General features: G+C 37.5%; 23 protein-coding genes. 17 read left to right on the forward strand and 6 right to left on the reverse strand.

Features of this window, described 5'->3' with window-relative positions; genetic code table 11:
* A complete protein-coding gene (locus EJN90_RS10355; RefSeq protein ID WP_126110958.1) occupies positions 1–957 on the reverse strand; it encodes an AAA family ATPase in 957 nt (318 codons plus the stop codon).
* A gap of 164 nt (positions 958–1,121) precedes the next feature.
* Between EJN90_RS10355 and EJN90_RS10360 the strand changes: the two genes are divergently transcribed.
* Positions 1,122–2,657: a phosphohexomutase domain-containing protein gene (locus tag EJN90_RS10360; RefSeq protein ID WP_126110960.1), complete on the forward strand. Its 1,536-nt coding sequence runs from the start codon at positions 1,122–1,124 to the stop codon at positions 2,655–2,657.
* 20 nt (positions 2,658–2,677) lie between these two features.
* Positions 2,678–3,520 carry an aldo/keto reductase gene (locus tag EJN90_RS10365; protein WP_126110962.1) on the forward strand — a complete coding sequence of 281 codons (843 nt, stop codon included), beginning with the start codon at positions 2,678–2,680 and terminating at the stop codon, positions 3,518–3,520.
* Positions 3,521–3,731: 211 nt separating this feature from the next.
* On the opposite strand, the gene EJN90_RS10370 is transcribed toward EJN90_RS10365, so the two are convergent.
* Positions 3,732–5,072, reverse strand: a complete 1,341-nt coding sequence (locus tag EJN90_RS10370; RefSeq protein WP_126110964.1) for a hemolysin family protein — start codon at positions 5,070–5,072, stop codon at positions 3,732–3,734.
* Between the two features lie 453 nt (positions 5,073–5,525).
* Between EJN90_RS10370 and EJN90_RS10375 the strand changes: the two genes are divergently transcribed.
* The 5 genes from EJN90_RS10375 to EJN90_RS10395 all read left to right on the forward strand — a co-directional run bounded on the left by EJN90_RS10375 (position 5,526) and on the right by EJN90_RS10395 (position 13,275).
* A complete protein-coding gene (locus EJN90_RS10375; RefSeq protein WP_227872501.1) occupies positions 5,526–7,604 on the forward strand; it encodes a PBP1A family penicillin-binding protein in 2,079 nt (692 codons plus the stop codon).
* Positions 7,605–7,714: 110 nt separating this feature from the next.
* The gene (locus EJN90_RS10380; protein WP_227872502.1) at positions 7,715–8,077 is read left to right on the forward strand and encodes a YlbF family regulator; all 363 of its coding nucleotides are present in this window, start codon (positions 7,715–7,717) and stop codon (positions 8,075–8,077) included.
* 157 nt (positions 8,078–8,234) lie between these two features.
* Entirely contained in the window at positions 8,235–9,482 is a 1,248-nt protein-coding gene (locus tag EJN90_RS10385) for a metallophosphoesterase family protein (RefSeq protein ID WP_126110968.1), read from the forward strand.
* Positions 9,479–12,283 carry an ATP-binding protein gene (locus tag EJN90_RS10390; RefSeq protein WP_126110970.1) on the forward strand — a complete coding sequence of 935 codons (2,805 nt, stop codon included), beginning with the start codon at positions 9,479–9,481 and terminating at the stop codon, positions 12,281–12,283. The genes EJN90_RS10385 and EJN90_RS10390 overlap by 4 nt, the downstream gene beginning before the upstream one ends.
* A gap of 77 nt (positions 12,284–12,360) precedes the next feature.
* On the forward strand, positions 12,361–13,275 hold the full coding sequence (locus EJN90_RS10395; RefSeq protein WP_126112427.1) for a 3'-5' exoribonuclease YhaM family protein: 915 nt from the start codon (positions 12,361–12,363) through the stop codon (positions 13,273–13,275).
* A 561-nt stretch (positions 13,276–13,836) separates the two neighbouring features.
* Here the strand turns inward: EJN90_RS10395 and EJN90_RS10400 are convergent.
* The 3 genes from EJN90_RS10400 to EJN90_RS10410 form a co-directional block, all read right to left on the reverse strand.
* Positions 13,837–14,826 (reverse strand): peptidylprolyl isomerase, encoded by a 990-nt coding sequence (locus EJN90_RS10400; protein ID WP_126110972.1) that lies wholly within the window; start codon positions 14,824–14,826, stop codon positions 13,837–13,839.
* Between the two features lie 235 nt (positions 14,827–15,061).
* Positions 15,062–15,409 (reverse strand): YtxH domain-containing protein, encoded by a 348-nt coding sequence (locus EJN90_RS10405; protein WP_126110974.1) that lies wholly within the window; start codon positions 15,407–15,409, stop codon positions 15,062–15,064.
* A complete protein-coding gene (locus tag EJN90_RS10410; protein WP_126110976.1) occupies positions 15,406–15,846 on the reverse strand; it encodes an HIT family protein in 441 nt (146 codons plus the stop codon). The genes EJN90_RS10405 and EJN90_RS10410 overlap by 4 nt, the downstream gene beginning before the upstream one ends.
* A gap of 127 nt (positions 15,847–15,973) precedes the next feature.
* Here EJN90_RS10410 and EJN90_RS10415 point away from each other — a divergent pair, with 127 nt between their 5' ends.
* From EJN90_RS10415 to trmB, 4 genes are all read left to right on the forward strand, one after another.
* Positions 15,974–16,711 (forward strand): ABC transporter ATP-binding protein, encoded by a 738-nt coding sequence (locus EJN90_RS10415; protein ID WP_126110978.1) that lies wholly within the window; start codon positions 15,974–15,976, stop codon positions 16,709–16,711.
* A complete protein-coding gene (locus tag EJN90_RS10420) occupies positions 16,708–17,940 on the forward strand; it encodes an ABC transporter permease (protein WP_126110980.1) in 1,233 nt (410 codons plus the stop codon). The genes EJN90_RS10415 and EJN90_RS10420 overlap by 4 nt, the downstream gene beginning before the upstream one ends.
* A 379-nt stretch (positions 17,941–18,319) precedes the next feature.
* Positions 18,320–19,111 carry a phosphotransferase family protein gene (locus EJN90_RS10425; RefSeq protein ID WP_126110982.1) on the forward strand — a complete coding sequence of 264 codons (792 nt, stop codon included), beginning with the start codon at positions 18,320–18,322 and terminating at the stop codon, positions 19,109–19,111.
* An 89-nt stretch (positions 19,112–19,200) separates the two neighbouring features.
* A complete protein-coding gene (gene trmB, locus EJN90_RS10430) occupies positions 19,201–19,842 on the forward strand; it encodes a tRNA (guanosine(46)-N7)-methyltransferase TrmB (protein WP_126110984.1) in 642 nt (213 codons plus the stop codon).
* A 945-nt stretch (positions 19,843–20,787) separates the two neighbouring features.
* Here trmB and EJN90_RS10440 read toward each other — a convergent pair.
* Complete coding sequence (locus EJN90_RS10440) at positions 20,788–21,138, reverse strand: PepSY domain-containing protein (protein WP_126110987.1); 351 nt, start codon at positions 21,136–21,138, stop codon at positions 20,788–20,790.
* A 207-nt stretch (positions 21,139–21,345) separates the two neighbouring features.
* On the opposite strand from EJN90_RS10440, the gene pepA reads away from it, so the two are divergent.
* The 6 genes from pepA (at position 21,346) to EJN90_RS10470 (ending at position 26,301) form a co-directional block, all read left to right on the forward strand.
* Positions 21,346–22,422 (forward strand): glutamyl aminopeptidase, encoded by a 1,077-nt coding sequence (pepA, locus tag EJN90_RS10445; RefSeq protein WP_126110989.1) that lies wholly within the window; start codon positions 21,346–21,348, stop codon positions 22,420–22,422.
* A gap of 17 nt (positions 22,423–22,439) precedes the next feature.
* On the forward strand, positions 22,440–22,769 hold the full coding sequence (locus EJN90_RS10450; protein ID WP_126110991.1) for a thioredoxin family protein: 330 nt from the start codon (positions 22,440–22,442) through the stop codon (positions 22,767–22,769).
* 32 nt (positions 22,770–22,801) lie between these two features.
* Entirely contained in the window at positions 22,802–23,416 is a 615-nt protein-coding gene (gene ytpR, locus EJN90_RS10455) for a YtpR family tRNA-binding protein (RefSeq protein WP_126110993.1), read from the forward strand.
* A 29-nt stretch (positions 23,417–23,445) separates the two neighbouring features.
* On the forward strand, positions 23,446–24,105 hold the full coding sequence (locus EJN90_RS10460) for a hypothetical protein (RefSeq protein WP_126110995.1): 660 nt from the start codon (positions 23,446–23,448) through the stop codon (positions 24,103–24,105).
* Between the two features lie 257 nt (positions 24,106–24,362).
* Entirely contained in the window at positions 24,363–25,694 is a 1,332-nt protein-coding gene (murC, locus tag EJN90_RS10465; RefSeq protein WP_126110997.1) for a UDP-N-acetylmuramate--L-alanine ligase, read from the forward strand.
* Between the two features lie 142 nt (positions 25,695–25,836).
* A complete protein-coding gene (locus tag EJN90_RS10470; RefSeq protein ID WP_126110999.1) occupies positions 25,837–26,301 on the forward strand; it encodes a MaoC family dehydratase in 465 nt (154 codons plus the stop codon).

Genomic DNA, 26,301 nt, shown 5'->3' on the forward strand with positions numbered 1-26,301 from the left:
TCAAGCCCTCCTTACAGGGGGATTGACGCGTCGAATAATTTGTCGAATGGCCTCATCTTTTTGTACAGCAGTTAAATTTTCAAAGAAGAGCAGGCGGTGACGATAAACGGCCGGAAGAACTGCTTGAATATCATCAGGAATTACATAAGATCGTCCTTCTAGTAATGCATATGCACGAGCAGCGCTTAAGCAGAATTGATTGCCACGAGGGCTGATTCCAAGCCGAATGTTTTCGTTTGTCCGAGTTTCATTGCCTAGCGAGACAAGGTAATCGAGTAATGCTTTTTCGACATGAATCATCGGAACGGTTTCTTTTAATTTTAAAAAAGTATCCACTGAAAGGACAGCATCAATCTGATCAACCATTGATCGTTGATCAGGGGCAGCCAACATCTCGACTTCTTGTTCGGCATTGGGATACCCGAGTGACAGCTGCATTAAAAAACGGTCCAGCTGTGCTTCCGGTAAAGGATAAGTACCCTCATATTCGATTGGGTTCTGGGTAGCAAGTACGAAAAATGGTTCGGGTAGATCATAGCTGACGCCATCACTGGTTACTTGCTGTTCTGCCATTGCTTCAAGCATGGCAGCTTGTGTTCTTGGCGAGGTACGGTTGATTTCGTCCGCTAGAATGATCGATGAAAAAATAGGTCCTTTTCTAAAAATAAAGTTACTTTGATTTTGTTGCGGCATTGAAAATCCAATGATATCACTGGGAACTAAGTCAGGAGTAAACTGAATTCGTGAAAAATCTGCCCCAAGACACTTTGCGATCGTTCTTACGAGCAAAGTTTTACCAACACCAGGGATATCTTCAAAAAGGATATGTCCGCCAGCAAGCATGGCCGTGATCGTGAGTTTCGTCACTTCCTCTTTCCCAATAATAATACGATTCACTGTTTTTATCAGTTGTTGAATTTGTTTTGTTGCATCCAATTGTTCTTGAGTAAGCGGCATGATTTTTCCTCCTATAGAATATTTGACTGTATAGTTTTATTATACAGGAAAGAGCGTTTTTTAGCATTTTGTTACAAAAAAGTAATATCAAAATTGTTAGCGGTGAAATCGTTAAACAAAAGAGGTATAATAGGGCTATCATGTGCCAAAAAGGAGAAAAAGATATGTCAGAAAATACAGGCTTACTCTCTTTGCAAAACGGCTCGGATATTCGTGGTATCGCGATAACAACGCCTACACACGATGCGACGTTGACTGCAGAGCGTGCAACGAAAATCGGTTGTGCATTTGTAAAATGGTTACAAGAAGAAAAGAAATTACCAAAAGAGGGACAAACGCTAAAAATCGCGATTGGCCAAGATAGTCGTTTATCAGGGGACGAGTTAAAGCAAGCGCTATTTGCAGGAATGCAGCACGAGCAGGTAGAAATACTTGATTGTGGGCTTGCAACGACTCCAGCCATGTTTATGGCAACCATTTATGATGATTTTAAAGTAGATGGATCCATTATGATTACAGCCAGTCATTTACCGTTTGAATATAATGGATTGAAGTTTTTTACAAGATCAGGCGGAGCAGAGCATGAAGATATCGAGCAAATTTTAGCAATTGCTTCTGACGTTTCTGATGAAATCGAAGGAGAAGTAAAATCAACCGTTATTGAGAAAGATTTGTTAACCGTTTATGCGCAAGATTTAGTGGACAAAATCCGCAAGGGTATTCCAGAAAATCCGAATCCAGAAAAACCATTAACAGGAAGACACATTGTAGTGGACGCTGGAAATGGGGCAGGAGGCTTCTTTGTTGAACAGGTCTTGAAGCCACTGGGTGCCGATACAAGCGGAAGCCAATTTCTTGATCCAGATGGAAGCTTTCCAAATCATGAATCAAACCCAGATAATAAAGAGGCAATGAATAGCTTGAAAGAAGCCGTATTGACGCATAAAGCAGATCTTGGGATTATTTTCGACACGGATGTAGACAGAGCTGCTTTAATGGATGCAGATGGACGTGCAATGAACCGCAATAACTTAATTGCTTTAATTTCCGCTGTTCTTTTGAAGGAACAACCAGGCGCTACGATTGTTACCAACTCTGCAACTTCCGAACATTTAGGAAGATTCTTAATTGATTTGGGCGGAGAGCAAGATCTTTATTTAACCGGATATCGCAATGTTATTAACCGTGCAATTGAATTGGATAAAAAAGGAAAAAATGCTGTGCTGGCAATTGAGACCAGTGGACATGCTGCTTTAAAAGAGAATTACTTCTTGGATGATGGCGCGTATTTAATCGCAAAATTATTGATGGCAGATGCGACTTTACTGGCAGAAGGAAAAAGTTTGAGTGATTTGATAAAGAAATTAAAACAACCACTAGAAACAATGGAGTATCGATTTGTTCTTATTGAAGAACCAATTTTTGAAAATGGCAATCGAATAATCGATTCTTTCAAAGAATATTTGCGAACGAAAGAAGATCTATCGTTAGTCGAAAATCATCTGGAAGGGGTTCGCGCGAACTTTAGTGGAAGATACGGTGAAGGATGGTTTATTTTGCGTTTAAGTCTGCATGAGCCGCTACTGGTCTGGACAATGGAGAGCGATGAAGAAGGAAAATTACCGCTTCTGATTGAAGATTTATTGCCGTTCTTTATGGAACAAAAAGAACTGGACCGTACGAACATAATTATTAAATAAAAAACGAAGGAGCTAATCAAATGACAGTGCCATCGATTACTTTACATAACGGAGTAGAAATACCTCAAGTAGGTTTAGGTGTTTTTTTAATGGAAGATGCAAATGAGACTGATTGGGCAGTGAAACAAGCTTTGCATGTCGGGTATCGTCATTTTGATACAGCTGCTGCTTATGGGAATGAAGAGGTTTTAGGAAAGGCATTGAAAGAAGGCGGGATTACACGCGAGGACCTTTTTATCACTTCGAAATTATGGAACAACATGCAAGGATATGAAAAAACAAAAATCGCCTTGCAAGAAACATTGGACAAACTGGGAACTGATTATTTGGATCTTTATTTAATTCATTGGTATGGCAAGGATGTGCAAGGCAGTTGGCAAGCCATGGAAGAATTGTATGAAGCAGGAAAAATAAAAGCAATCGGCGTTTCCAATTTTACGATTGAACATTTAGAAAGTATGAAAGAATACGCAAAAGTTAAACCGATGATCAATCAAATTGAAACACATCCCTATTTTCCTCAAAATGAACTGCATGGCTACATGAAGAATGAGGAAATCGTACATGAAGCTTGGGGGCCGTTAAGCCAAGGAAAGAGCGATTTGTTGATGCATCCAGTATTAAAAGAGTTAGGCGAGAAATATGGTAAAACAAGCGCACAGATTGTTTTACGTTGGCATATCGAACGAGATACCGTCATTATTCCAAAATCTGTGAATCCAGGTCGTATCGCTGGAAACATTTCTTTGTTTGATTTTGAATTAACATCAGAAGATATGGAAAAGATTGCTGAAATTAATGTAGAGACAAGATTCGGCAGAATTCCAAATGATCACGAATTTATTGAGAAAACTTCTAAGTAGAAAATGAAAACTGCTAGCGAGCATGTAGTAATGCAGCTAGCGGTTTTTTTGGTGCTAAATTGAGAGATAGTAGTTAATGTAACTGAAAAAACTTTAACATTCCGGCAAAAAGTAAAGTACAGGTTCGAAATTGGCGCTGTACTTTAAAAAACCGGCAAAAAGTAAAGTACAGCCCTCAAATCAGAGCTGTACTTTCTTTTTCTGGCATTCTTTATTCTTCATCCTCGATATCGAGTGTCGTGCCGTCGTGATTAATAAATACATCTACCAATTCGATGGAATTTTTTTCTTTTTGAATGACTTTAAACAGAACATCCTTTTGAATGATTTCTTGACCGACTTCAATATCGTATTTTTCATTTAAAATCCAGCCACCGATTGTATCGACATTCTCTTCTTCGATATTCAAACCAAATACTTCGTTTACATCGTCAATCAGCATGCGCGCTCGGATGCGGTAATGATTTTCTCCTAGTTTGACAAAGTCAGGCTGTTCTTCTGTTTGAAAATCATCTGAAATATCTCCCACAATTTCTTCGACGATGTCTTCAATCGAAATCAAACCACTCGTACCGCCATATTCATCAATAAGAATAGCTAGCTGATTTCGTTCTTTTTGCATTTTTACTAGCAGTTCTTTGATCGGCAATGTTTCAATGACTGTAACTGCCGGACGTAAATAATGATGAATATCAAATTGATCAGCTGTATTTGTCTGGATGGCTTCAATGTATGCAGAAAAGATTTCCTTTGTATTGATTGTGCCCAGAATATTATCTTTATCGCCTTCCACAACAGGATAGCGAGTATATTTTTCTTTTTGTACAGTCGCTGCAATATCTTCCAGTGAGTCTTCTGCCCACAAAACAGCCATTTCTGTACGAGGAACCATGATTTCACGTGCCATTCGTTCATCAAAATCAAAAACATTTTCTACATACTGGTATTCTTCGTGGTTAATTTCTCCACTCTTTAAACTCTCACTCATAATCATGCGTAATTCTTCTTCGGATACATTGTCATCTGATTCAGAAAAAGTCTGGAATCCTAAACCTTTCGAAATCCCATTCGCTGTTTTATTTAAAATAAAAATTAGCGGATACATGATTTTATACCAGATATTAAGAGGACGGGCTAGCTTTAGGCCGAGCTGTTCTGTTTTCGTGATGGCAATATTTTTTGGTACAAGTTCTCCAATAATCACTTGAATAGCCGTTAAAATGATAAAGGAAATCAAGAACGATAGAACAGTAGAAACGCGAGCCGGCATGGTGAAATTCGCAAACAAATTGTCGAAAATTCGTTTAAAAGTCGGGTCCCCTAACCAACCTAGTGCTAAGGAAGTGATTGTAACGCCAAGCTGCGTCGCGGAAAGATAAGTATCTAATTTTACGGTCATATTTTTTAGGATTTTTGCATTTTTATTGCCATTGCTGATTAAAAAATCTAAGCGGGAAGGTCGGATACGTACCAATACATATTCAGACATAACAAAAAAAGAAGCAATAAATAATATGAGAAAGAACAAAATTAATCCAGTTGATATATTCATTTTATAGGCTCATAAAAATGAGCTTCACCTCCTATGATTTTCATTCCAATTATGGAACACTCACAAGAAAGCTTTTGGTGTTAAAAAATAGGGTGTGGAAAGGACCAAAAGAATTCTTGTTGCATGGTTTCTTTTGGTCTACTGAGAATATTCGTCTGACGTGCACTGCCCCAACGGAATCACCCACCTTTTTTGTATAAACTGTAAATAAATCTTTTCTAGCCTTCAATTTAATAAAAAATTAGCCTTATTTAAATTTATCTATGATAAAATTATAAATCAAATCGAGGGATTTGCAACGGTAGACAATTTATTTAGCTTAATCGAACAAGGTTACGCTATACTAAGTACATGAAAATACTACTTAAGTAGGTTCTTTTTATCAAGAAAACTTGCTATGATTACGTTTAAATGGAGAAATGTTTTTTAATCTCAATAAAGGATGACAATATAATGAAAAATGAATGGAAAATAAAGTTGAAAAAATGGTTGAGCCATGTATATGTGCAACTAAAGAACTTTTGGCGAAGATATCGCATTAATAAACTGCTTATACTGATGTCTTTAGTCGGTATTTTTGTCGGTAGCAGCTATTTGGTTTATTTAGCCAAAACAGCGGATGTTGAAAATTTACGAGCGGGGCTTGAACAAACAACGGTTGTCTATGACCGATATGGCGAAGAGGCGGGAGAATTATATTCACAGAAAGGGACATTCGTTTCTCTTGAAGAAATTTCTCCGAATATCCAAAATACGGTTATTTCTACAGAGGATAAACGATTTTACACACACAAAGGGGCAGACCCAATCGGGATTGCACGTGCTGCTGTCGGGATTATTTTGAATAGAGGAGCCATTACGGGAGGCGGTTCAACAATTACCCAACAGCTTGCCAAAAATGCCTATTTAACCTTGGATCAGACCTTGATTAGGAAAGCCAAAGAATTATTCTTGGCATTTGAGATTGAAAAGCAATATGCTAAAGAAGACATTTTGGAAATGTATTTAAATAATTCTTATTTCGGTAACGGTGTGTGGGGCGTAGAAGATGCTTCTCAGAGATATTTTGGGAAATCAGCTATGGATGTAAGCTTAGCCGAAGCTGCAGTTCTTACGGCTATATTAAAGGGCCCAAGTATTTATAATCCTATTGATGATTATGAAGCAAGTATTAATCGACGTGATCTTGTTTTGCAATTATTAGCAGATAATGGTTTTGTAGACCAGGAAACTGCTGATGCTGCAATGGCGGAAGATATTTATTTGTATGACAATTATGCATCCAATAGTAGTTATAATTATCCGTATTACTTTGATGCAGTCATTGATGAGGCCATTTATACCTACAATCTGGATGAAGAAGATATTTTGAATCGTGGCTATAAAATCTATACCGGATTGGATCAAGATTATCAGTATCAAATGGATCAAACCTTTGAATATGCTTATTTTATTGACGGGGAAGATGGAACTTTGATGCAAAGTGCTTCGGTCGCGATTGAACCTCAAACGGGGGATGTATTGGCAATGGTCGGCGGACGCGGAGAGCATGCTTTCCGTGGATTTAACCGGGCAACACAGATGCGTGTGCCGCCAGCTTCAACCATTAAACCATTATCAATCTATACGCCTGCTTTAGAATCAGGATATGATATTGATTCATTGATTATGGATGATGACACATTGACATATGGGCCGACTGAATATGCCGTACAAAACTATGATTTATATAGTGCATATGCCGAAATACCGATGTATCAAGCCATTGCAGAAAGTAAAAATACAACAGCCGTCTATTTATTGGATAAGATGGGAATTGATAAATCGGTCAATAAATTAAAGCAATTCGGTATTCCTGTACGCGAAGAGGATAAGATTTATGGAGATATTGCATTAGGCGATATGGACGGCGTTTCTCCTTTACAAATGGCAAGTGCTTATTCTGTCTTTGCAAATGGCGGTCAACGAGCAGAACCACGTATCATTACCAAAATCGTGGATGCCACTGGAGCAGTGATTGTCGACAACACACAAGTCAAAACGTCTCGGGTCACTTCTGTTGAAGTTGCAGATAAAATGACAACGATGCTGTTGGAAGTTTATGCACCAGGCGGAACCGGGAACGGTGCGCAGCCTTACAATGGCATGCAAATCGCTGGCAAGACAGGAACTTCAGAAGTGAATGCAGAAACAACTTATGACCGTACAAAATGGATGATTGCTTATACACCAGATATCAGTGTGGCTACTTGGATTGGATTCGATGAAACAACGGCAGATAATAACCTAAATGACATTGGAATGATGTTTTATAACTTATTCAGTAATGAGATGGGTAATTTGTTGGGTGTAAGCCCAAGTACTGATTTTTCTGTTGCAAGCATTGATGAAGCAACCCAAGAAGAGGAAGCCAGTGGGACCAATTGGGCGGAAAGAGTCGATGGTTTGATTGATGATCTCACAGAATTTGGCGGGAAAGTAGAGGAAAAATCAAAAGAATTCCTAGATTGGGCTTCAGGATTTTTCCGTTAGAACAAAAGAGAAGCAACCAACTAAAAAACGAACGTATTTTCGCTATTTTTCTGGTAATGTTTTCTCATAAATGTTATGATAAATAAAGAAAATTGCAAAGGACTGAAATTATGAAAAATATTTATGACATTGCGTATGAATTGGAAAGTGCTTTACGCGAACAACCTGCATTTGCTCAATTAACAGAGTCATACGAAGCTGTTACAAAAGACGAAGAGGCAGCTCAATTGTTTGGTGAATTTACTCGTGTGCAACAAGAGATTCAAATGAAACAAATGAGTGGCGAAGGCCTGACAGAAGAGTACATTGAAGAAGCTCAAGAAATTGCTGGACGTGCCTCTACTAATGAGTTGATCAAAAGCATGATGACTGCAGAACAACAATTGAGTGTTGTAATAGAAGATATCAATAAAATAATTGTTCGACCATTACAAGAAATGTACAGTGCTGGCGCACCTACTGAAGAACAGTAATGATTTGAACTAAAAATGTGGCTTTGTCTTTTTAGGATACGGAGCTGGTACGAAAGAATCCATTTTCTCAGCACCTGCTGGTCTTGGATAAACCAGCCCAGTTCAAAAAGATGAAGCTTTTTTCTTTGTATACGATTAATAGAAAGGGGTGGAGTAGATGATCCGCTTTATACATGCAGCTGATTTGCATTTAGACAGTCCATTTAAAGGACTAAAACAATTGCATCCTACTTTATTTGAAGCGGTCTATCAATCGACCTTTCAGTCATTTCAAAATATTGTAACAAGTGCAATTGAAAATAAAATTGATTTTTTGTTAATTAGCGGAGATATATACGATGAGGAAAATCAAAGTGTAAAAGCACAAGCTTTTTTTCGTGATCAGATGAAACGTTTAGAAGAAGCTGATATCATGGTCTATTTATTGCATGGAAATCACGATTTTATGGGGCGAAACAGCCTGCGCATACAAATGCCTCCAAACGTCATCATATTTGATGTGAAGCCAGAAACACACCTCTTTAAGACGAGAGGAAATGAAACGGTAGCCATTTCAGGATTCAGTTATCCCACGCGCTGGGTAAAAGAACGAATGATTGAACAGTATCCAAAAAGACATCGACAGGCAGAATTTCATATTGGCATGCTGCATGGATACTTGGAGGGTTCTGCTTCCAAAGAAGGGGTCTATGCGCCATTTTCCATCAATGATTTATTAGATTTATCTTATGATTATTGGGCATTAGGGCATATTCACAAAAGAGAGATCTTATACTCGTCTCCTTTTATTCTTTATCCAGGAAATATTCAAGGAAGAAATCCGAACGAAACAGGCGCAAAAGGAGCCTATCTGATTACCATGGAAAAGGGCAGTGAATCTACGCAAGAGTTTATTTCAACTGCGCCCATCAATTGGAAAGAGAAAAGACTTTCGCTTGAATCAGTAGGAAGCTTACAGAGTCTGTATGCAAAAATCGAGGAAGAGTGCGAGCGGGAAGCAGAAGAAAATCAAAAGATATTGCTGTCGATTACACTGGATGAATACCTGGAATTGCCAAAAGATGTCATCAAAAAAATCCAAGATGGCGACTTACTGGCGGGAATCAATCAAAGTATGGGACAACATATGGTTTATTTATATAAACTTATATTGGCTCCAAAAAAAGAGCAGTTATTATTTCGTTATGACGAGTCCATGCAAGACAGCTTTGAAAAAAGCGGGCAGGCTTTTCTAGACGAAGAAAAATACCAAGATACCCTGCAAGATTTATTTAAGAATAGTATTATTCGTGGTCGTTTTAGTGAATTGGAAAACGATAAAGAACTTCGGGACGAAATTTTAGAAGCAGCTAAAAGAGTATTATTTGAAGACATTGCATTTGAAGAAGGTGAAGAAACAAGTTGAAAATCGAAACGATTGAAATTTACGGTTATGGAAAATGGCTTCAAAAAAAGTTTTCAGATTTAACGAATTTGCAAGTTTTCCTAGGAAATAATGAGGCTGGAAAAAGTACATTATCTTCTTTTATTCAAACAATGTTTTTCGGTTTTCCTTCTGCGCGCAAAAAAGATACCAATATCTATATCCCAAAGCAAGGGGAAGCCTATGGCGGGCGTATTTTTCTGAGCGGAACGCGTTTTGGCAAAGTGATCATTGAGCGCATGAAAGATCGTCACCGTGGAAAAGCAGTGATTACCTACGAAAATGGCCATCAGGAAGTTGTCGATCATATTGCTTCTTATTTGTTAGGGGTGGATCGTCAAACTTATGAATTATTATATGTTTTTAAAATTGATCGGCTGCTTGATTTAGCGAAAGTAAAAAAAGAAGATTTGAACCGTTATTTATTAGGAGTCGGCACAAGTGGCAGCGAACGGTTATTGCAGCTTGCCGAAGAATATCGTAAAGAAGCTAAAAAAGAATTTTTACCTACAGGAACCAAACCACCGTTAAACCAAAAAATAAAAGAAACTGAAAATAAGTGGCTGCAGTTGCAAGAAGCCAAAAAAAAGAATAACGAGTATGAAAATATACTCGTTGAAGCAGCAACCATTCAGACACGAATAAGTGACTTAGTTGAAAAGCAGCAGCAATTGGAAAGGGAGAATAATGATGTAAGCGAAGCAATTCGTTTAAATGATTATTACCTTGAATGGTTGCAGCTCGAAAAAGAAATTGCGGCGGTAGACGCGAGTCATATACCGAAAGATGCTCGTAAAAAATGGGACTGGCTGCAAGAAAAAATTTCAGAAGGAATTCAAAAACAGACATCCTTGCAAGAACAAATAAAAAATGAGCACAAGAAATTTGAGGATTATTCACATGCTCAGTGGTATCGTAATCACCAAAACGAATGGAATGCTCTTCAACATGATTTCTCGACTGTTTCGACTCAAATGAATCAGAGTCTTTTTTTAGAAGAGGCACGTAAAGAAGACGAGGCAGAGTTAATTATCCTTAAACGTACAATCGGATTAAGGATGGATGAATCGATTGAACCTTTTACTGAAGAAAAAGAAGCAGAAGCTTGTCTATTACTAGAAAAATCACACGCCGTTCAACAAGCAATGACTGATGTTTCACAGAATTTAAGAACAGTAGAGCGAAAAGTAGATGCTTTGGAAAGTAAAATCAGCGAAATGGAGAAAGAAACCGTATCTGAGGAAGAGTTTCGTTTATGGGAAACAAAAGCGAAATCATCTAACCAGCAGTCATCTACGAAAAACACAAAAAAAATGAATTTTATAATCATTCCTTTGGTTATTTTTTTTGTGGCGATTACGCTTATTACTTTGTTCCCCGCTTATCGGTTGGCTTCTGCCTTAGCAGCTGGAATAGCTGCCTTAAGCATTGTTTTTCTATTTTACAAGCAAAGAAAGGTTCAACCTGCTGATCAGGCCGATACTTTTCAAATGGCTGACTATATCCAACAAGCGACACTGCGTGAACGATTAAAAGAATTAAAAGCAGAAGAGCAACAAGAACAAGATATTTTGATTCAATTGTTGAATAAACAAGAAGCTCATGAAATGGCGTGGAATGAAGAGCAGCAGCGGCAACAAAATTGGCTGATTGCTGAAAACTATCCTTTATCATACTCATTAGATAGGGTATTATCCGAGAAGCCGGCTGTTAAAATTTCCCAGTTGGAAGAAAAAATAACTGCGACCCAGCAAAAACAGCAAGACGTGGAACAGACATTGAATAATTGGTATGAGCAGAGTCAGTTTATCCGAGATCATTTTGGCATCAACCATTTGGATATGAAAGAATTTATCGAGCAATTCAATGAACTCCATCAATCGGTTATCTTAGAAGATAGCATGAGCAAAAATACAGAAGAAAAGATTGCCGAACTTCAAGCGAATCTAGAAACTGTTCAAAGCCAGTTGAAAGAGCATCATCAAAAACGACAAGAATTATTACAAAATGCAAAAGTAGAAACAGAAGCAGAATTTTACCAGTTGTTGCATGCCAAAGATGAGCAGGTAAATCAAAAAAGAAGACGTTCTTTCCTTGAGGAACAGCTGGAAGGTAAGAAAGCAATTTTTGAGAAATATCCAGATAAAGAAAAGGCAATAAAACGATTGAATTCCAATCAACAAAAATTAGCAGATCTGCAGTTAGAAATGAAAGCTAATCAAAAAGAAGAAGTGGAAAGAAATCATGATATTCGGATTTTGGAAAAAGGCGGTACTTATAGTTCCTTGCTACAAGATTATGCAATAGCTGAAACTGAAATGCGTGAAATGATCGTAGAATGGGCTAAGAAAGTCGTAGCAGCTGAATGGCTGGAAGAAACTTTGCGTTATGGGAAAGATAATCGTTTTCCAGCATTATTAGAAGACATGAGCGCTTATTTCCATACATTAACGAAACAAAATTATTCGCGTATTGTTTTTCAAAAATCAGGCATAAAAATTCAACATCAGAATGGGACCGTTTATGAGCCTTTTGAGCTGTCACAAGGAACCATTGAACAATTGTATATCGCTATGCGATTTGCATTTATAAAGAATACAGCTGATATTGCAAATTTGCCAATTATCATTGATGATGGATTCGTAAACTTTGATGGAAATCGAAAAGAAGTAATGTACCAATTGATGCAAGAATTAAGTTCTTCTGTCCAGATTTTCTTTTTCACTTTTGATGAAAGTGTGAAAGAAATTGTACATGAGGAACAAATCAATATGCTAAACTAATAGGGAATGGAAAAGGGAGTGTTATTGTGACCAAGAAGGTATTTGAATATAATCTGGATGAATCATTCGAGCTTTTTATGTTAATCAAGAGTGCAGATGTGCGCAAAGCAAAAAATAATAAGCCGTTTATCGCTTTTACTTTCCAAGATAAAAGCGGTCAGATAGACGGTAAATTTTGGGATGCCAAAGAAGAAGATATCAATCGTTTCCAAGCGGGGACGGTAGTCTTTGTTTCTGGTAAACGCGAGTTGTATCAAAACAACCCTCAATTACGCATTAGCAAAATGAGATTGGCTCAAGCAGGGGAACCATCTTCTCCTGAACTGTATATGGAACGCGCTCCAATTCGTACAGAAGATATGATTGAAGAGATTAATCAAACGTTATTCGAAATAACAAGCGCGCCAATTAATCGAGTTGTTCGATATTTGTTAAAGAAATTTCATAAAGAATTCTTTGATTTTCCTGCAGCGAAACGTCATCATCATGCGTTTCCTGGCGGACTGAGTTTTCATACAATTTCAATTCTTCGGTTGGCAAAAACGGTTGTAAAGAACTATCCAGGAGTCAGTCAGTCATTATTATATGGCGGCGTTATTTTACATGATATTGGAAAAACCATTGAGCTGACAGGAAGCCTTTCAACAGAATATACCTTGAAGGGAAATTTGATTGGACATATCGTTTTAATTGATGAGGAAATTACAAAAGCTTGTGAAGCCTTGAAGATTAGTGAGGACAATGAAGATATTATTTTATTGAAACATGTTGTTTTAGCGCATCATGGGAAAATGGAGTACGGGTCCCCTGTATTGCCACATTTATTAGAAGCAGAGATTATCCATTATTTAGATAACTTGGACGCATCCATCAACATGATTGATACAGCTTTGCAACGCACTACAGAAGGCAGTTTCAGTGAGCGTATTTTCGGTTTAGAAAATCGTTCCTTCTATAAGCCAAACGTAACACCTCCAGCACAAACTGAATAGAACAAAAAGGATGAGACCTAGGTCCATCCTTTTTGTTTGTGCTGATAGTAATTGGATGTTTATTACGAAGAGTTTTCCCGTAAAGAAAGTAAAGCTAGAAGAATCCGAGAGACTTATCAAGGAAAACGGGGCGTTTAAATTTGGGCGTTCCTTGATATTGATTACTTATCAGGGAAAGTTAGCAATAAAAATCGAGCCTTTCCTTGATAAACTGCTTTTATCAAGGAAAGTACACAAATGAATGACTCCTTTTATCTGATAAAATCCTAAAATAAGAAAAACGGAAATTTATCTTTTGCAATAGACTGGGAATGTACAGTTAGACTTTGATAGCAGAAATTACAACACCCTAAGCTATTAAGAAAAGTGGACAAGTCCGCCTTGGCCTATGAAAAAATAGGAAATTTGACCCTGAATGAGCAGCGAAGCGCGCAATGGGGCAAATTTATCTTTTTTTCATTAGGTCAGGACTTGGGAGCTAGACATTGTTGGCTGAACTTATAATCCCCTAGTCTACAAAAAAGCTGGGATAGCTATCCCAGCTTCAAGGTTGCTATTCAATTATTCTGCTGATTCAGTTTCTGCTGATTCAGTTTCAGCTGACTCTTCTGTAGCAGATTCCTCCGTTGCAGATTCTTCTGTAGCAGCGTCTTCTTCAGTAGATTCTTCTACTTCTTCTGTCTCTCCCAAGAAAGCATCCATTGCATTTTTCAAATCCGCATCCTTGATATTGATATCAGCATCCTTCATGATCGTTGTCATAACTTCATCCAAGTATGCAGAATCTGATAATTTTTCGTTTATCATTAACTCTTTAACGTTTTCTTCTTCTTCTTCAAAAGTACCTTTTTCAGGTTTTTCAGTAACTAGAATAATATGGTAGCCATGTTCCGTTTTAACAGGAGTTTGTGACATTTCGCCTTCTTCTAAAGCAAATGCAGCTTCTTCAAACTCAGCAACCATTTGTCCTTTTCCGAATGAACCTAAAGATCCACCATTTTGAGCAGTGCCATCAGTTGAATTCTCTGCAGCTAATTCAGCAAAATCTGCTCCTTCATTAATTTGTTTAATCAGGTCTTTAGCAAGATCCTCATCTTCTACCAAAATGTGAGAAGCGGTGATGTTTGGTTCGTAGGTATCGTAGTAAGCTTGTACTTCTTCATCAGTGAAGCTGGTTCTATCTCTAAGCGCGTCATCCATTAATAAATTCAAGTGAATTTGACTTGTATACTCTTCTTGAGTTGCAAAGCCCATTTGTTGGATTAATCCCAAGAAAGTTTCTTGGCCGCCAACAGACTCCATTGTTGCTAAAACTTCTGCCTCAGCTTGGGATTTGTAGTCATTTTTGCCAACTTCATTTTCCAATACTTCTGTTAAGATTAATCGTTGTAAAGTATTTTCTCCCACAGAAGATTTCATTGCTTCATAAAATTCTTCTTTTGAAACAGAGCCGTTATCTCCGATTGTTGCTACATCTTCGCTCGATGATGAACACCCTGCTAAAGTAAGCGTTGCTAGCAATGTGATTGCTGATGCTGTAAATTTTTTCATAAATATGTACACTTCCATTTCTAATTTCTGCTTGTTTTTTTATTTGAAAAACGAACCTTTCTTACTATAACACATCAACAATTCGTTTGAAAAGGAATCTTGAAAAACGCTTTAAAAAATCATACTTTCTTCATTTTATTCAAAAAAACTCCTCAAACGCTTTAGAATCAAATCTGTAGCGTTTGAGGAGTTTTTTGTCTTCGGTATGGTCTTGGCCGATGCTTGTCCTGCTTTTTTATTTTTGCAGTTTGGCTGTTTCTTTTTCAATTGTATCGGTTAAGTTTGAGACTTGATCCGTAATCCTTCTAATTCTAGGTTGGTTTTTCTGTGAAAAGTCTTCAACGGACTCGGTTACTTCTTTTGTGAAAGTATCCATTACCATCATCCCTTCATTTGAAAGACGGGAAACCGATTGTTGAAGGCGTTGCAAATCTTCTGTCAAGTCATTTACAGAGTTCGTATTTTCATTGATATATGCTTGCAGGCGACGGCGATTTTCTTCACCGTTGTGAGGTGTGTTCAATAGTCCAATGAGTCCGCCAACGATGGTTCCAAATAAGAGACCTTGTGCAAAGTTTTTCATTTTATTTCCTCCAATCCAGCTTTGATTGATTTGGTAAGTTCGTTAAATGTTTCTGGCGAATAGTCATCTTCATGCGTATTCCATTTCAATCCGAAACCATCAATCGCTTCGTCTTCATAACGTGGAATTAAATGGATGTGTGAATGGAAGACCGATTGATGGGCGAATTTTCCATTGTTGTTTAAAATATTCATTCCTTTGATGGCGGTATCATGTTTTTTGACCGCATTTGCAATTTCGGGTATTTTTGCAAACACTGTAGCAGCCAACTCCGCATCGTATTCAAAGATATTCTCCACATGTCTTTTTGGAATTACAAGTGTGTGTCCTTTTGTTACTTGAGAAATATCCAGAAATGCTAGAATATCATTATCTTCATAAACCGTATAGCTTGGAATTTCTTTATTGATGATTTTGCAAAAAATACAATCTGACATAAATGATCCCTCTTCTCTTTTCGTATCTTGTACCCTTACTTTACCATAACTGTTTTGTAATTTACATTATTTGCTCGACTGCCTGTGGTATAATTATGGCAGAATAAAATCGAGAGGAACGCATCGAATGACACTTGAATTAAAAGATATTACAGGAGGCTACACGGCTGTTCCTGTTATTAAAAATGTATCCATTTCTGTTGCGCCAGGAGAGCTTACAGGACTCATTGGGTTAAATGGGGCAGGAAAAAGCACCACGATTAAACATATTATTGGTTTGATGACACCATTTTCTGGAACAGTCGCAATTGAAGAAAAAAAATTAAAAGATGATCCGGAAGGGTATCGAAAACTGTTTGCTTTCGTTCCGGAATCACCTGTGTTGTATGAAGAGTTGACATTGCGTGAACATATTGAAGTAACCGCAATGGCTTATGGTATTCCAAAAAAAGAAGCTTTTCAAAAGGCTGATCGATATGTCAAAGCTTTTCGTTTGGAAGAAAAAATGGAATGGTTTCCTGCTTATTTTTCCAAAGGGATGAAGCAGAAAGTAATGCTGGTATGTGCCTTCATGCTGGATGTTCCCTTGTATGTAATTGATGAACCATTTTTAGGGTTGGATCCTTTGGGAATTCACACCTTTTTAGAAATTATTCAAGAAAAGAAAGCACAGGGGGCTGCTATTTTAATGTCGACACATGTACTCAGCTCAGCGGAACGCGAGTGTGATAATTTTGTATTGTTGCATGAAGGAGAAGTAAAAGTAGCCGGTACCCTGAATGATTTACAAACAGAAATGAGTATGCCTGATGCAACTCTTGACGAATTGTATATTCAATTGACAAAAGAGGGGAACCAATTATGAGTTTTGAAGAATTGCTTTCCAAACGTCGAAAAAAATACTTTAGTAAATTAAGTCGGTATTCCAAGTATGTTTTTAACGACCATTTTGTCATCGTACTGTTTTTTTTACTAGGAGCATTAGCGTATCAATATTCAGAAGTATTAAAAACATTGACTAGTGAAAATGTTTTGGGACGTTTTATATGGGTAGTGGTTTTAACGTTTGCGCTTTTCTTTGGGAAATTAATGACCCTCGCTGAAAGAGCTGATCAAGTTTTTTTAGCGGTAAAAGAAATTCAATGGCAGCAGTATATTAAAAACGCAAAAAGAATGAGTATGTGGCTTCCTGGAGTGTTTTTATTATTGTTGACGGGAATGGCAATGCCAATTTTAATCATTGCGGGAAGAGGTCAATCGCTTGAGTTTGTTTTTATCGCTGCAATGTTGCTGCTCTTAAAGTGGTTTCATTTTGGAATCGAGGAACTTACGTTGCGAAGTGGAACAGGACCGATTGTGAGAATTCTCAAACATGGTTTTTTCCTGGCAAGCTTTTTGTTGTTACTGATAGCTTTTTTTGTACACAGCGGTATATCCCTTGTTGGAGCGGCTGTACTTACCATTGCCTTTGATAGATGGCTCGTATACAGTGCTTTAAAAGAGTATGCCTTGTTGGATTGGGAAAAGCTTATTCAATCGGAAGAGAAACGTGTTTCGAAAATCAATCGTTTGATTAACTTATTTACAGATGTTCCAATTGTAAAAAATAAGGTGAAACGCAGAAAATATTTAGACCGTTTGATTAATAGGGTGGCGGGGAAAGAAAATCCTTATCAATATCTATACACCAGGATGTTTATGCGCGGTGCAGACTATTTAGGTTTATTTATTCGTTTGTCAGTCATTGGAATCGCTATTTTAACTTTTTCAACAATCAGCTATTTAAGTTTACTGATAAATGTGTTATTTTTATTTATCACGAGTTTTCAAATGATTCCTTTTTATTATGAATTAGATGAAAATATTTTAACGCAATTATATCCACAACCCATAACAAAAAAACGTTCCGGCTTTAAAAAGTTACTTAGCCAATTATTAGGGATTGATAGTGTGCTATTGGCTCTTGCAACGATGGCAGGATCCGGTATTTTAACTGGACTTGCTGCACTTGGATTAAATATTCTATTTTCCATCTTTTTTATCTTGTTTTATTTAGATAAAAGAACGACAAAACAGGATAGATTTGTTCATTAACAGAGCATCGAAGAAATTGTAAAGAAACAGTAACTATCTTTGCCTTGACGGAATAGGTAAATGAACCTAAAATAAATGATAGATTATGCCTGTCATATGACGGGACGTTTTAGAGGCAAATAGATCGAAACAAGGACGGATAGCTGTAGATTAGGAATGAAGTGACTTTTCCTGCATGTAGGTATGTATAAGAGGGAAAGGTCACTTTCGTTTCCATATAGACAACTTTTATAAATTTGAAAGTAGATGAGAATAAAAAGACTGATTGGTATCTGTCGCTACTTTCAAATGAAAACTGGGCATTCCGTTCTCCAAATTCAATTCGTTGAGCAAAAGAATGCATCAATCAAGTAATGAGAATGAGTAAGGAATGAACAGAATGGACTATAAGATGGATTCGGGGTGGAAACTTCATCCCATTGGAGGAGATACGGGACATGCATACATGGGTGTACGTGCGGAAGAGAAGGTATTCTTGAAGCGCAATTCGTCACCTTTTTTAGCTGCGCTCTCGGTTGAAGGAATAACACCGCGTCTCATTTGGACGAAGCGAATCGGCAATGGAGATGTCATGACTGCCCAAGAATGGTTGAATGGAAGAGTACTGTATGGTGAAGAAATGCAGTCTGATGAAATTCTTTCTTTGTTACAAAAAATTCATTATTCAGAACATTTACTGAATATGCTTCGAAAAGTAAAAGGCCAAGTGTATGATCCTGAGATGTTCATACTTGATTATCTTGCCGAATTAGAGGAAGATTTGCGGACAAACACATTTCTGAATCAAGTCGTGTCTTATTTAGAGCGGACGCTTCATTATGTCAAAGGCGCGAAATATGCAGTCTGCCATGGCGATTTGAATCGCAAGAATTTTATTTTGACGAACGATGATCGCTTGTACTTGGTTGATTGGGAAATGGTGAAAATTGCTGATCCTATCTCGGATATCAGTATGATTCTTGTCAAATATGTGAATCCAGAGGACTGGGATGGCTGGTTAAATCGTTATGGAATTATTCAAACAGAAGAAGTCAAGATGAGTTTGGAATGGTATAGTTTGATGAATCGCTTGATTTTAGCAAAACGCTACCACACCGCTGGAGAAAACATCAAGATGAACCAACAGATTTTATTTATGAAAGAAGCATTCGAAAATAGACTGCACAAATAAGAAAAGTAATTTTATAAAAGAAAGAAGCTTGTCGCTTCAATCATAAGAACTCGCGAATAGCGAGTTCTTATCAGTAAATGGAGGAAGAAATGAGAGTAAGAAATAAACCGTGGGCTGCAGAAAAATTGGCAGCTCATCCGAATTATGTCGTAACAAATCCAACAGAATTAAAAGGAAAATGGAATGAACATTTTGAAAAGAACCAACCGATCCATATCGAAGTTGGTTCTGGAAAAGGTCAGTTTATTGTCGGAATGGCAAAAATGCATCCGGATATAAATTTTATTGGTATCGAACTGCAAACGAGTGTTGCTGTGATGGCATTGGATAAAATTTTGGAAGCTGAATTACCAAATGTGAAACTGTTGAATACAGACGGTGGATTAATTTCTGATTATTTTGAAGCTGGGGAAATTGATCGAGTTTTCTTGAATTTTTCAGATCCGTGGCCAAAAACGAAGCATGAGAAAAGAAGGTTAACGCACCGCTCTTTCTTGGAGAATTATCAAACGATATTAAAGCCAAAAGGTGAAGTGCATTTTAAAACGGACAATCAAGGTTTGTTTGAATATTCGTTAGCCAGTTTTTCACAGTTTGGTATGGTTCTGGATCAAATATGGCTTGACTTGCATGCATCTGATTTTGAAGGAAATGTAAGGACAGAATACGAAGAAAAGTTTTCTGCAAAAGGACAGCCCATTTATCGAGTAGAAGCTCATTTTGTAAATTAATTCAAAAAGAGAGTGGGAAAAAAGGCGTTCAGCCCCGAATCACTGGAGCGAATAAGCGCAAGATGGTTGCAGACCATCTGAGCATGATTCGTGAAGTGGACGTCGGGGCTGCCTTTTTGAGCACATTTACGCTACATTATTCGGGTATAGGAAAGAGGCTGGGAGTTTTTTCCCAGCCCTTTTTTCGTAGACTAGGGGATTATAAGTTCAGCCATCAATGTCTAGCTCCCAAGTCCTGACCTAGTGAAAAAAAAGATAAATTTGCCCCATTGCGCGCTTCGCTGCTCATTCAGGGTCAAATTTCCTATTTTTTCATAGGTCAAGGCGGACTTGTCCGCTTTTCTTATAGACTAGGGGATTATAAGTTCAGCCATCAATGTCTAGCTCCCAAGTCCTGACCTAGTGAAAAAAAGATAAATTTGCCCCATTGCGCGCTTCGCTGCTCATTCAGGGTCAAATTTCCTATTTTTTCATAGGTCAAGGCGGACTTGTCCGCTTTTCTTATAGTAGAGAGTTATATATTTTTAACGAGACGTTCAAACTGGATTGTGAGACTGAACATCTTTATTTTCAAAAAATAAAGATGTTCGATAAAGAATTTAGCGTTGAACAGCTTTATTCTCATGAAATAACGACCTTCAGGCTGGAAACCGAGCTTGAAGATCGTTATTATTGGATTCTCTATTTTTCATAGGTCAAGACGGACTTGGAAGCTTTTCCAAGTAGGGTAGAGTAAAATATTTCTGCTATCACTGTCTAGCTTCCAAGTCCTGACCTACTGAGAAAAAGATAAGTTTGTCCCATTGCGCGCTTCGCTGCTCGCTAACGCATATCATTCGACTAACCCGCTGAAGCGTGAAGTCTCCTGACAATTCAGGGCCAAATTTCCTATTTTTTCATAGGTCAAGACGGACTTGGAAGCTTTTCCAAAAGATGCTTTATTTATTAAAGTTTATAGATATCCAAGATCGTACCTGTGTAAGCATCTGCCATAAATTCATATTGGATTAATTCATCATTTTCTTTACGAGAAATTCCTCCGTAATACACATCTGTTTCAGATGAAAAGCGGGTAAGTGGAACAGGGTGTAACTCAATCCAGGAGCCTTCGATTGGTCCATCTGCAAGAAACATTTTTTTAACACTATCAAGTATCCGGTCGCCGTTTACTTTTTTCTTTTTGCCCAAAAATAAAGCGGTAAGAGATGAACCGATTACAAGACCTGATCCAAACAGAACGCCAGCGATAATGGCTTCTTTATTTTTGTCGTAAAAATTTTGTTTTCTAAAAAGCATCCTAATTCCCTCCTAGCAGGTCATTTCTAAACATAGTATAGCATAAAGGTTCAATAACATTCTACTTGAAAGAATGGATTCTCGGATGTGTCTTATTGCCGGTTTATCGTCATTTCTGTATAATGAAAAGAGAGATTCGTTTAAAAGTCAAAATAAGAGGAGGAAGAAAGAAATAAGAACCATTTCTTATGACTTTCCAACATATTAATGAATGATAAGACCTTTCAATTGATTAAAGATTTAACTGAAATACAAGGGACGAGCGGGAATGAACGCAACGTCCGTAATTATATGCGTGAAAAAATGGAACCACTTGTGGATTATATTGAAACAGATGGTTTGGGCGGTATTTTTGGCGTGCGTGAAAGCAAAGAAGCGGGCGCGCCTCGAATCATGGTAGCCGCTCATATGGATGAAGTTGGTTTCATGGTTTCTCAGATTACGAGCAATGGTTTATTAAAAGTCGTTCCCTTAGGCGGCTGGAATCCGTATGTGGTGTCTGCACAACGATTCACTTTACAAACAAGAGAACAAGATATACCGGTTATCTCTTCTTCAGTACCCCCTCATTTATTGCGTGGAGGTGCCGATAAAGCGGACGTAAAAGTAGAAGATATTCTATTTGATGCTGGTTTTGATTCAGAAGAAGAAGCATTGGAATTTGGTGTTCGCCCGGGCGACGCAATTGTTCCACAAGTAGAAACCATTTGGACAGCGAATAAAAAGAAAATTATTTCAAAAGCTTGGGATAATCGCTATGGAAATACGGTTGTAATAGAAGCGTTAGAAGCTTTAAAAGATGAAACATTGCCTAACACTTTTATTGCAGGTGGGAATGTTCAAGAAGAAGTAGGGTTGCGAGGTACAAAAGGTGCTGTTCATCAATTGCAGCCAGATCTATTCTTCGCAGTGGATTGTTCACCGGCAAACGATTTACAATCGAAAAAAGGTACCTTTGGTCATTTAGGAGAAGGATTCTTGCTGCGTCTACAAGATCCAGGAATGATTACACTTCGCGGCATGCGTGAATTCTTGTTGGATACAGCTGAGACACATCATATTCCTTATCAATACTTTGTATCAAAAGGAGGAACAGATGCGGGAGCTGCTCATCAAATGAATAACGGAATTCCGAGTGCTGTCATTGGTGTTTGTGCACGGTATATCCATACCCACCAAACAATGTTCCATATTGACGATTATGAAGCTGCCAAAGAAATGGTTATTCAAGTGGCAAAGACATTGGATAAGAGTACCTATGAAACGATTATGAAAAGAAACTAAGGAAAGCAGGGGAAGTTATGAAATTATTAACAAATACAGAAGAAGCAGCAAAGCTGAAACAAGAAGAACGCGTTGTTTTTATGTTTACAACTACTTGGTGTGGAGATTGTACATTCATCAAACCATTTATCCCAGAAATTGAAAAGAACTTTCCAGAATTTACTTTTATAGAAGTAGACCGTGATCAACATTTGGATTTTGCGGAAGAATTATCCATTATGGGAATTCCAAGTTTTGTTGCATATCATAACAATGATATTGTGGGCCGCTTTATTTCGAAGGATCGCAAAACACAAGAGCAAATCGAAGATTTTCTAAAAGAAGTAAATGAGACAATTGCAAATTAATAAAAATAGAATGATTGTAAGGAGTAAGAATTATGTGGCTGAGTTTTTATAACAAAGAAGTAGGTTGGGATGTCTTATCATTAACGAGAGGAGAAATAACTCGTGATGAATTGGCGACAGAATCTGTTGGCAATGTAACGCGCATTTTCAATAAGGAAACAGACGAAACCATAAGTTTTAATATTTTTGCTATTTCAGAAAGCTTTTTACCAAATGGGAATGGACCGGTTTTATTGTCTGTTGAACAGCTTACAAAGGTAAATGAGTTGATTAAAACGGCAGGCTTCAAGGATGAAATTATTGTTTCCAATGAGCCGAAATTTGTTATAGGATATGTAAAAGAATGTGTTCCCCATGAAGATTCCGATCACTTGTCGATTACACAAACAGAAGTAGATAATGGTGAAGTACTGCAGATTGTATGCGGCGCTGCAAATATTCGTAAAGGACAAAAAGTTGTTGTCGCAAAACCAGGAGCGGTGATGAATGATGGCTTGATTATTTGGCCGGGCGAATTACGCGGTGTGAAAAGTAATGGCATGATTTGTTCCGCAAAAGAATTAGGAGTAGAGAATCCGACGGGCAAAAAAGGGATTCTAGTTTTAGATGAAAACGCAGAGACTGGGAAAGCATTTTTCGAAAAATAAATTAATCGAAAGAAGGGGGAGCGGCTTCCATGGTTCATGATCAATCGAAAGAAGGTAAACGTGCGAATCCTTTGCAACACAAGACCTTTCCTAATTATTTAGTTAGCAAGCAAGAGGGTGAAAAGCAAACTGTTAAAGATGAAACTACACAGAGTTCTTCTTTTATTGCTGATGGACTGTTGGATGCGACGCCTTCAGTTCCTTTCTTGCGAAACGGAAAAGACCTCTTTGCGGATCACCATCGCGATACCAAGCAAGAAGAACAAGCTCAAAAAGATTATTTTGCAGAAGAGAAGAAACGTTTTAACAAAGAAAAGTGGGTTCAAAAAAAATCTCAAACATTTTCACTTTACAAAAGCCGCAGACCCTTTAAACCAACCGAAGTACCCTCTTTATGGAATTCACTTTCTTATAAAGAAGAAAAAGCAAGTACCATAAATTACCAGCAAATCAAGGAGGAACTGACGATTCCAAATGAAGATTTGATTTTACTTGATTTGAATCCACCTAAAGATGAAGAGATAAAAAAAGCAGCTTCAGAAGGAAATCCAACAACAAAAACAAAAAAAGCATTGCATCGCTCACTGAGTGGAATAATGGAACAGGAACGAATTCAAAATAACCGTCAGTCTGAAACAATTCGTCCAGATAAGCCAAATTATAATGGATTTAATTCTTTTTTTGAATAGCTTATGGATAGGAAGAGTACCCTGCTTACTTGTTTTTTTGAGTGAACATGGTATACTTTCGAGGTGTATTTTTTTAGGTTAACATACCTATATATAAATAATGCTATAATATTAGGAAAATGTTTCTGCTGCTTACCATTGAACGTAAGCAGAGATGTCATCTTTCTTTGGAATTTTTTTAAAAATTCCAATTAAATAAATAACAAAAGCAATGAACCACCTACGACGAATTGTTTTATAATTAGTGGAGGAATACGATGAACAATGAACAAATCTATCACTTTGTTGGGATAAAAGGATCTGGAATGAGTGCTTTAGCATTGATTTTGCATGGAAAAGGATATCAAGTGCAAGGATCCGATGTTGAAACATACTTTTTTACTCAAAAAGGTCTCGATGAAGAAAATATAAAAATCTATCCTTTTGGAGCAGAGAACATTAAGCCAGGATTAACGATTATTGCTGGAAATGCATTCTCTGATGAACACGAAGAGATTGTACGCGCAAATGAGCTTGGCTTGGATGTTATTCGCTATCATAACTTTATTGGCGATTTCATTAATGATTATACGAGCATCGCTATCACGGGGTCGCACGGTAAAACAAGCACAACGGGATTATTATCCCATGTACTAGGAGGAATTCAGCCGACTAGTTACTTAATTGGTGATGGAACAGGGTTTGGTAGAGAAGATGCGGATTTCTTCGTATTAGAAGCTTGTGAATACCGCCGTCACTTCTTGGCATATTCTCCTGATTATGCGATTATTACGAATATCGATTTTGACCATCCTGATTACTATCATGATATTAAAGATGTATTCAGCGCTTTTGAAGAATTTGCTTCTCAAGTGAAAAAAGGCATTATTGCGTGCGGTGACGATTTATATATTCGTCATTTTAATCCGGACTATCCTGTCTTATTTTATGGGTTCAATGAAGATAATGATGTAGTCGTAAGAAATGTTGAGAAAACGATAGAAGGCAGCAGTTTTGACGTGACCATCAAGGGAGAAGCATATGGACGTTTTTGTATCCCGTCATATGGAGACCATAATATCTTGAATTCTCTATCCGTAATTTCTTTCTGCTATTTAGAAGGATTTGACAAAGAGGCTGTTCAAGCGCAGCTTTCTACTTTCAAAGGTGTAAAACGCCGCTTTACAGAAAAAGTAGTGGAGGACATGGTTATTATTGATGACTATGCCCATCATCCGCAAGAAATACAAGCAACATTGGATGCTGCCAAACAAAAATATCCAGATAAGGAAATTATTGCTGTTTTTCAACCACATACATTTACACGAACGGTTGCATTGATGAGTGAGTTTGCGAATGCATTGAACGATGCCGATGCTGTTTACTTGTGTGATATTTTCTCATCTGCTCGTGAACAACAAGGAACTGTATCCATTCGGGATTTAGCTGACAAAGTTGAAAAAGGCGCAGAAGTTTTAGTGGTAGACAATATGTCTCCACTGCTAAAATATAGTGATGCTGTTGTTATATTTATGGGAGCGGGAGATGTTCAGAAATTTGCAAATGCTTATGAAGAATTGCTGAGCCATAGTGTCAAACGTACAAATTAACCAATAAAAAGAGGTTGGAAGAATATTCCGCCTCTTTTTGATTTGGCTGGCTTTTGATGTTGAAGTATTTCATTCCTTTAATTCCTTTCTATATTTTGTTAAAATGAAGTCAATTATATGTTCGCAGAAGGGAAAGATACGAATGGCGTTAGAAGATATAAAAATTGGTAAAACAATTGAAGAAATCCAAGAAGGAGATTCTCTTACCGTTACAGAAGTGATTGAGTTAAAGGATATTTTATTATATTTAGGATTAACGAATGATAATAACCCATTATATCTTCAGTACGACTATACACAGGCAACTCGCTACAAAAAGCCGGTTGTCCCGCCAGTTTTACTTATGGGGATTCTAACCAGTAACGTCTCCAAACATTTGCCAGGACCTGGATCAAATGTAGTGGATTTATCTCTGGATATTTTAGAACCGATCCATCACAATTCAACGATCACATTCGAGTTCGAGATAAAACGTGTAGATGAACGAAGAGAACAAGTGATGATCATGGTGGAAGGGAGTTCGCTTTCAGGAGAGCGGCTATTAGAAGCAGAACTGATTGTAGAAACACCTGAAAAGTTAATCAATGTGGATAACGAAAACAAATAA

The sequence above is a fragment of the Jeotgalibaca ciconiae genome (assembly GCF_003955755.1).
Lineage (GTDB): Bacteria > Bacillota > Bacilli > Lactobacillales > Aerococcaceae > Jeotgalibaca > Jeotgalibaca ciconiae.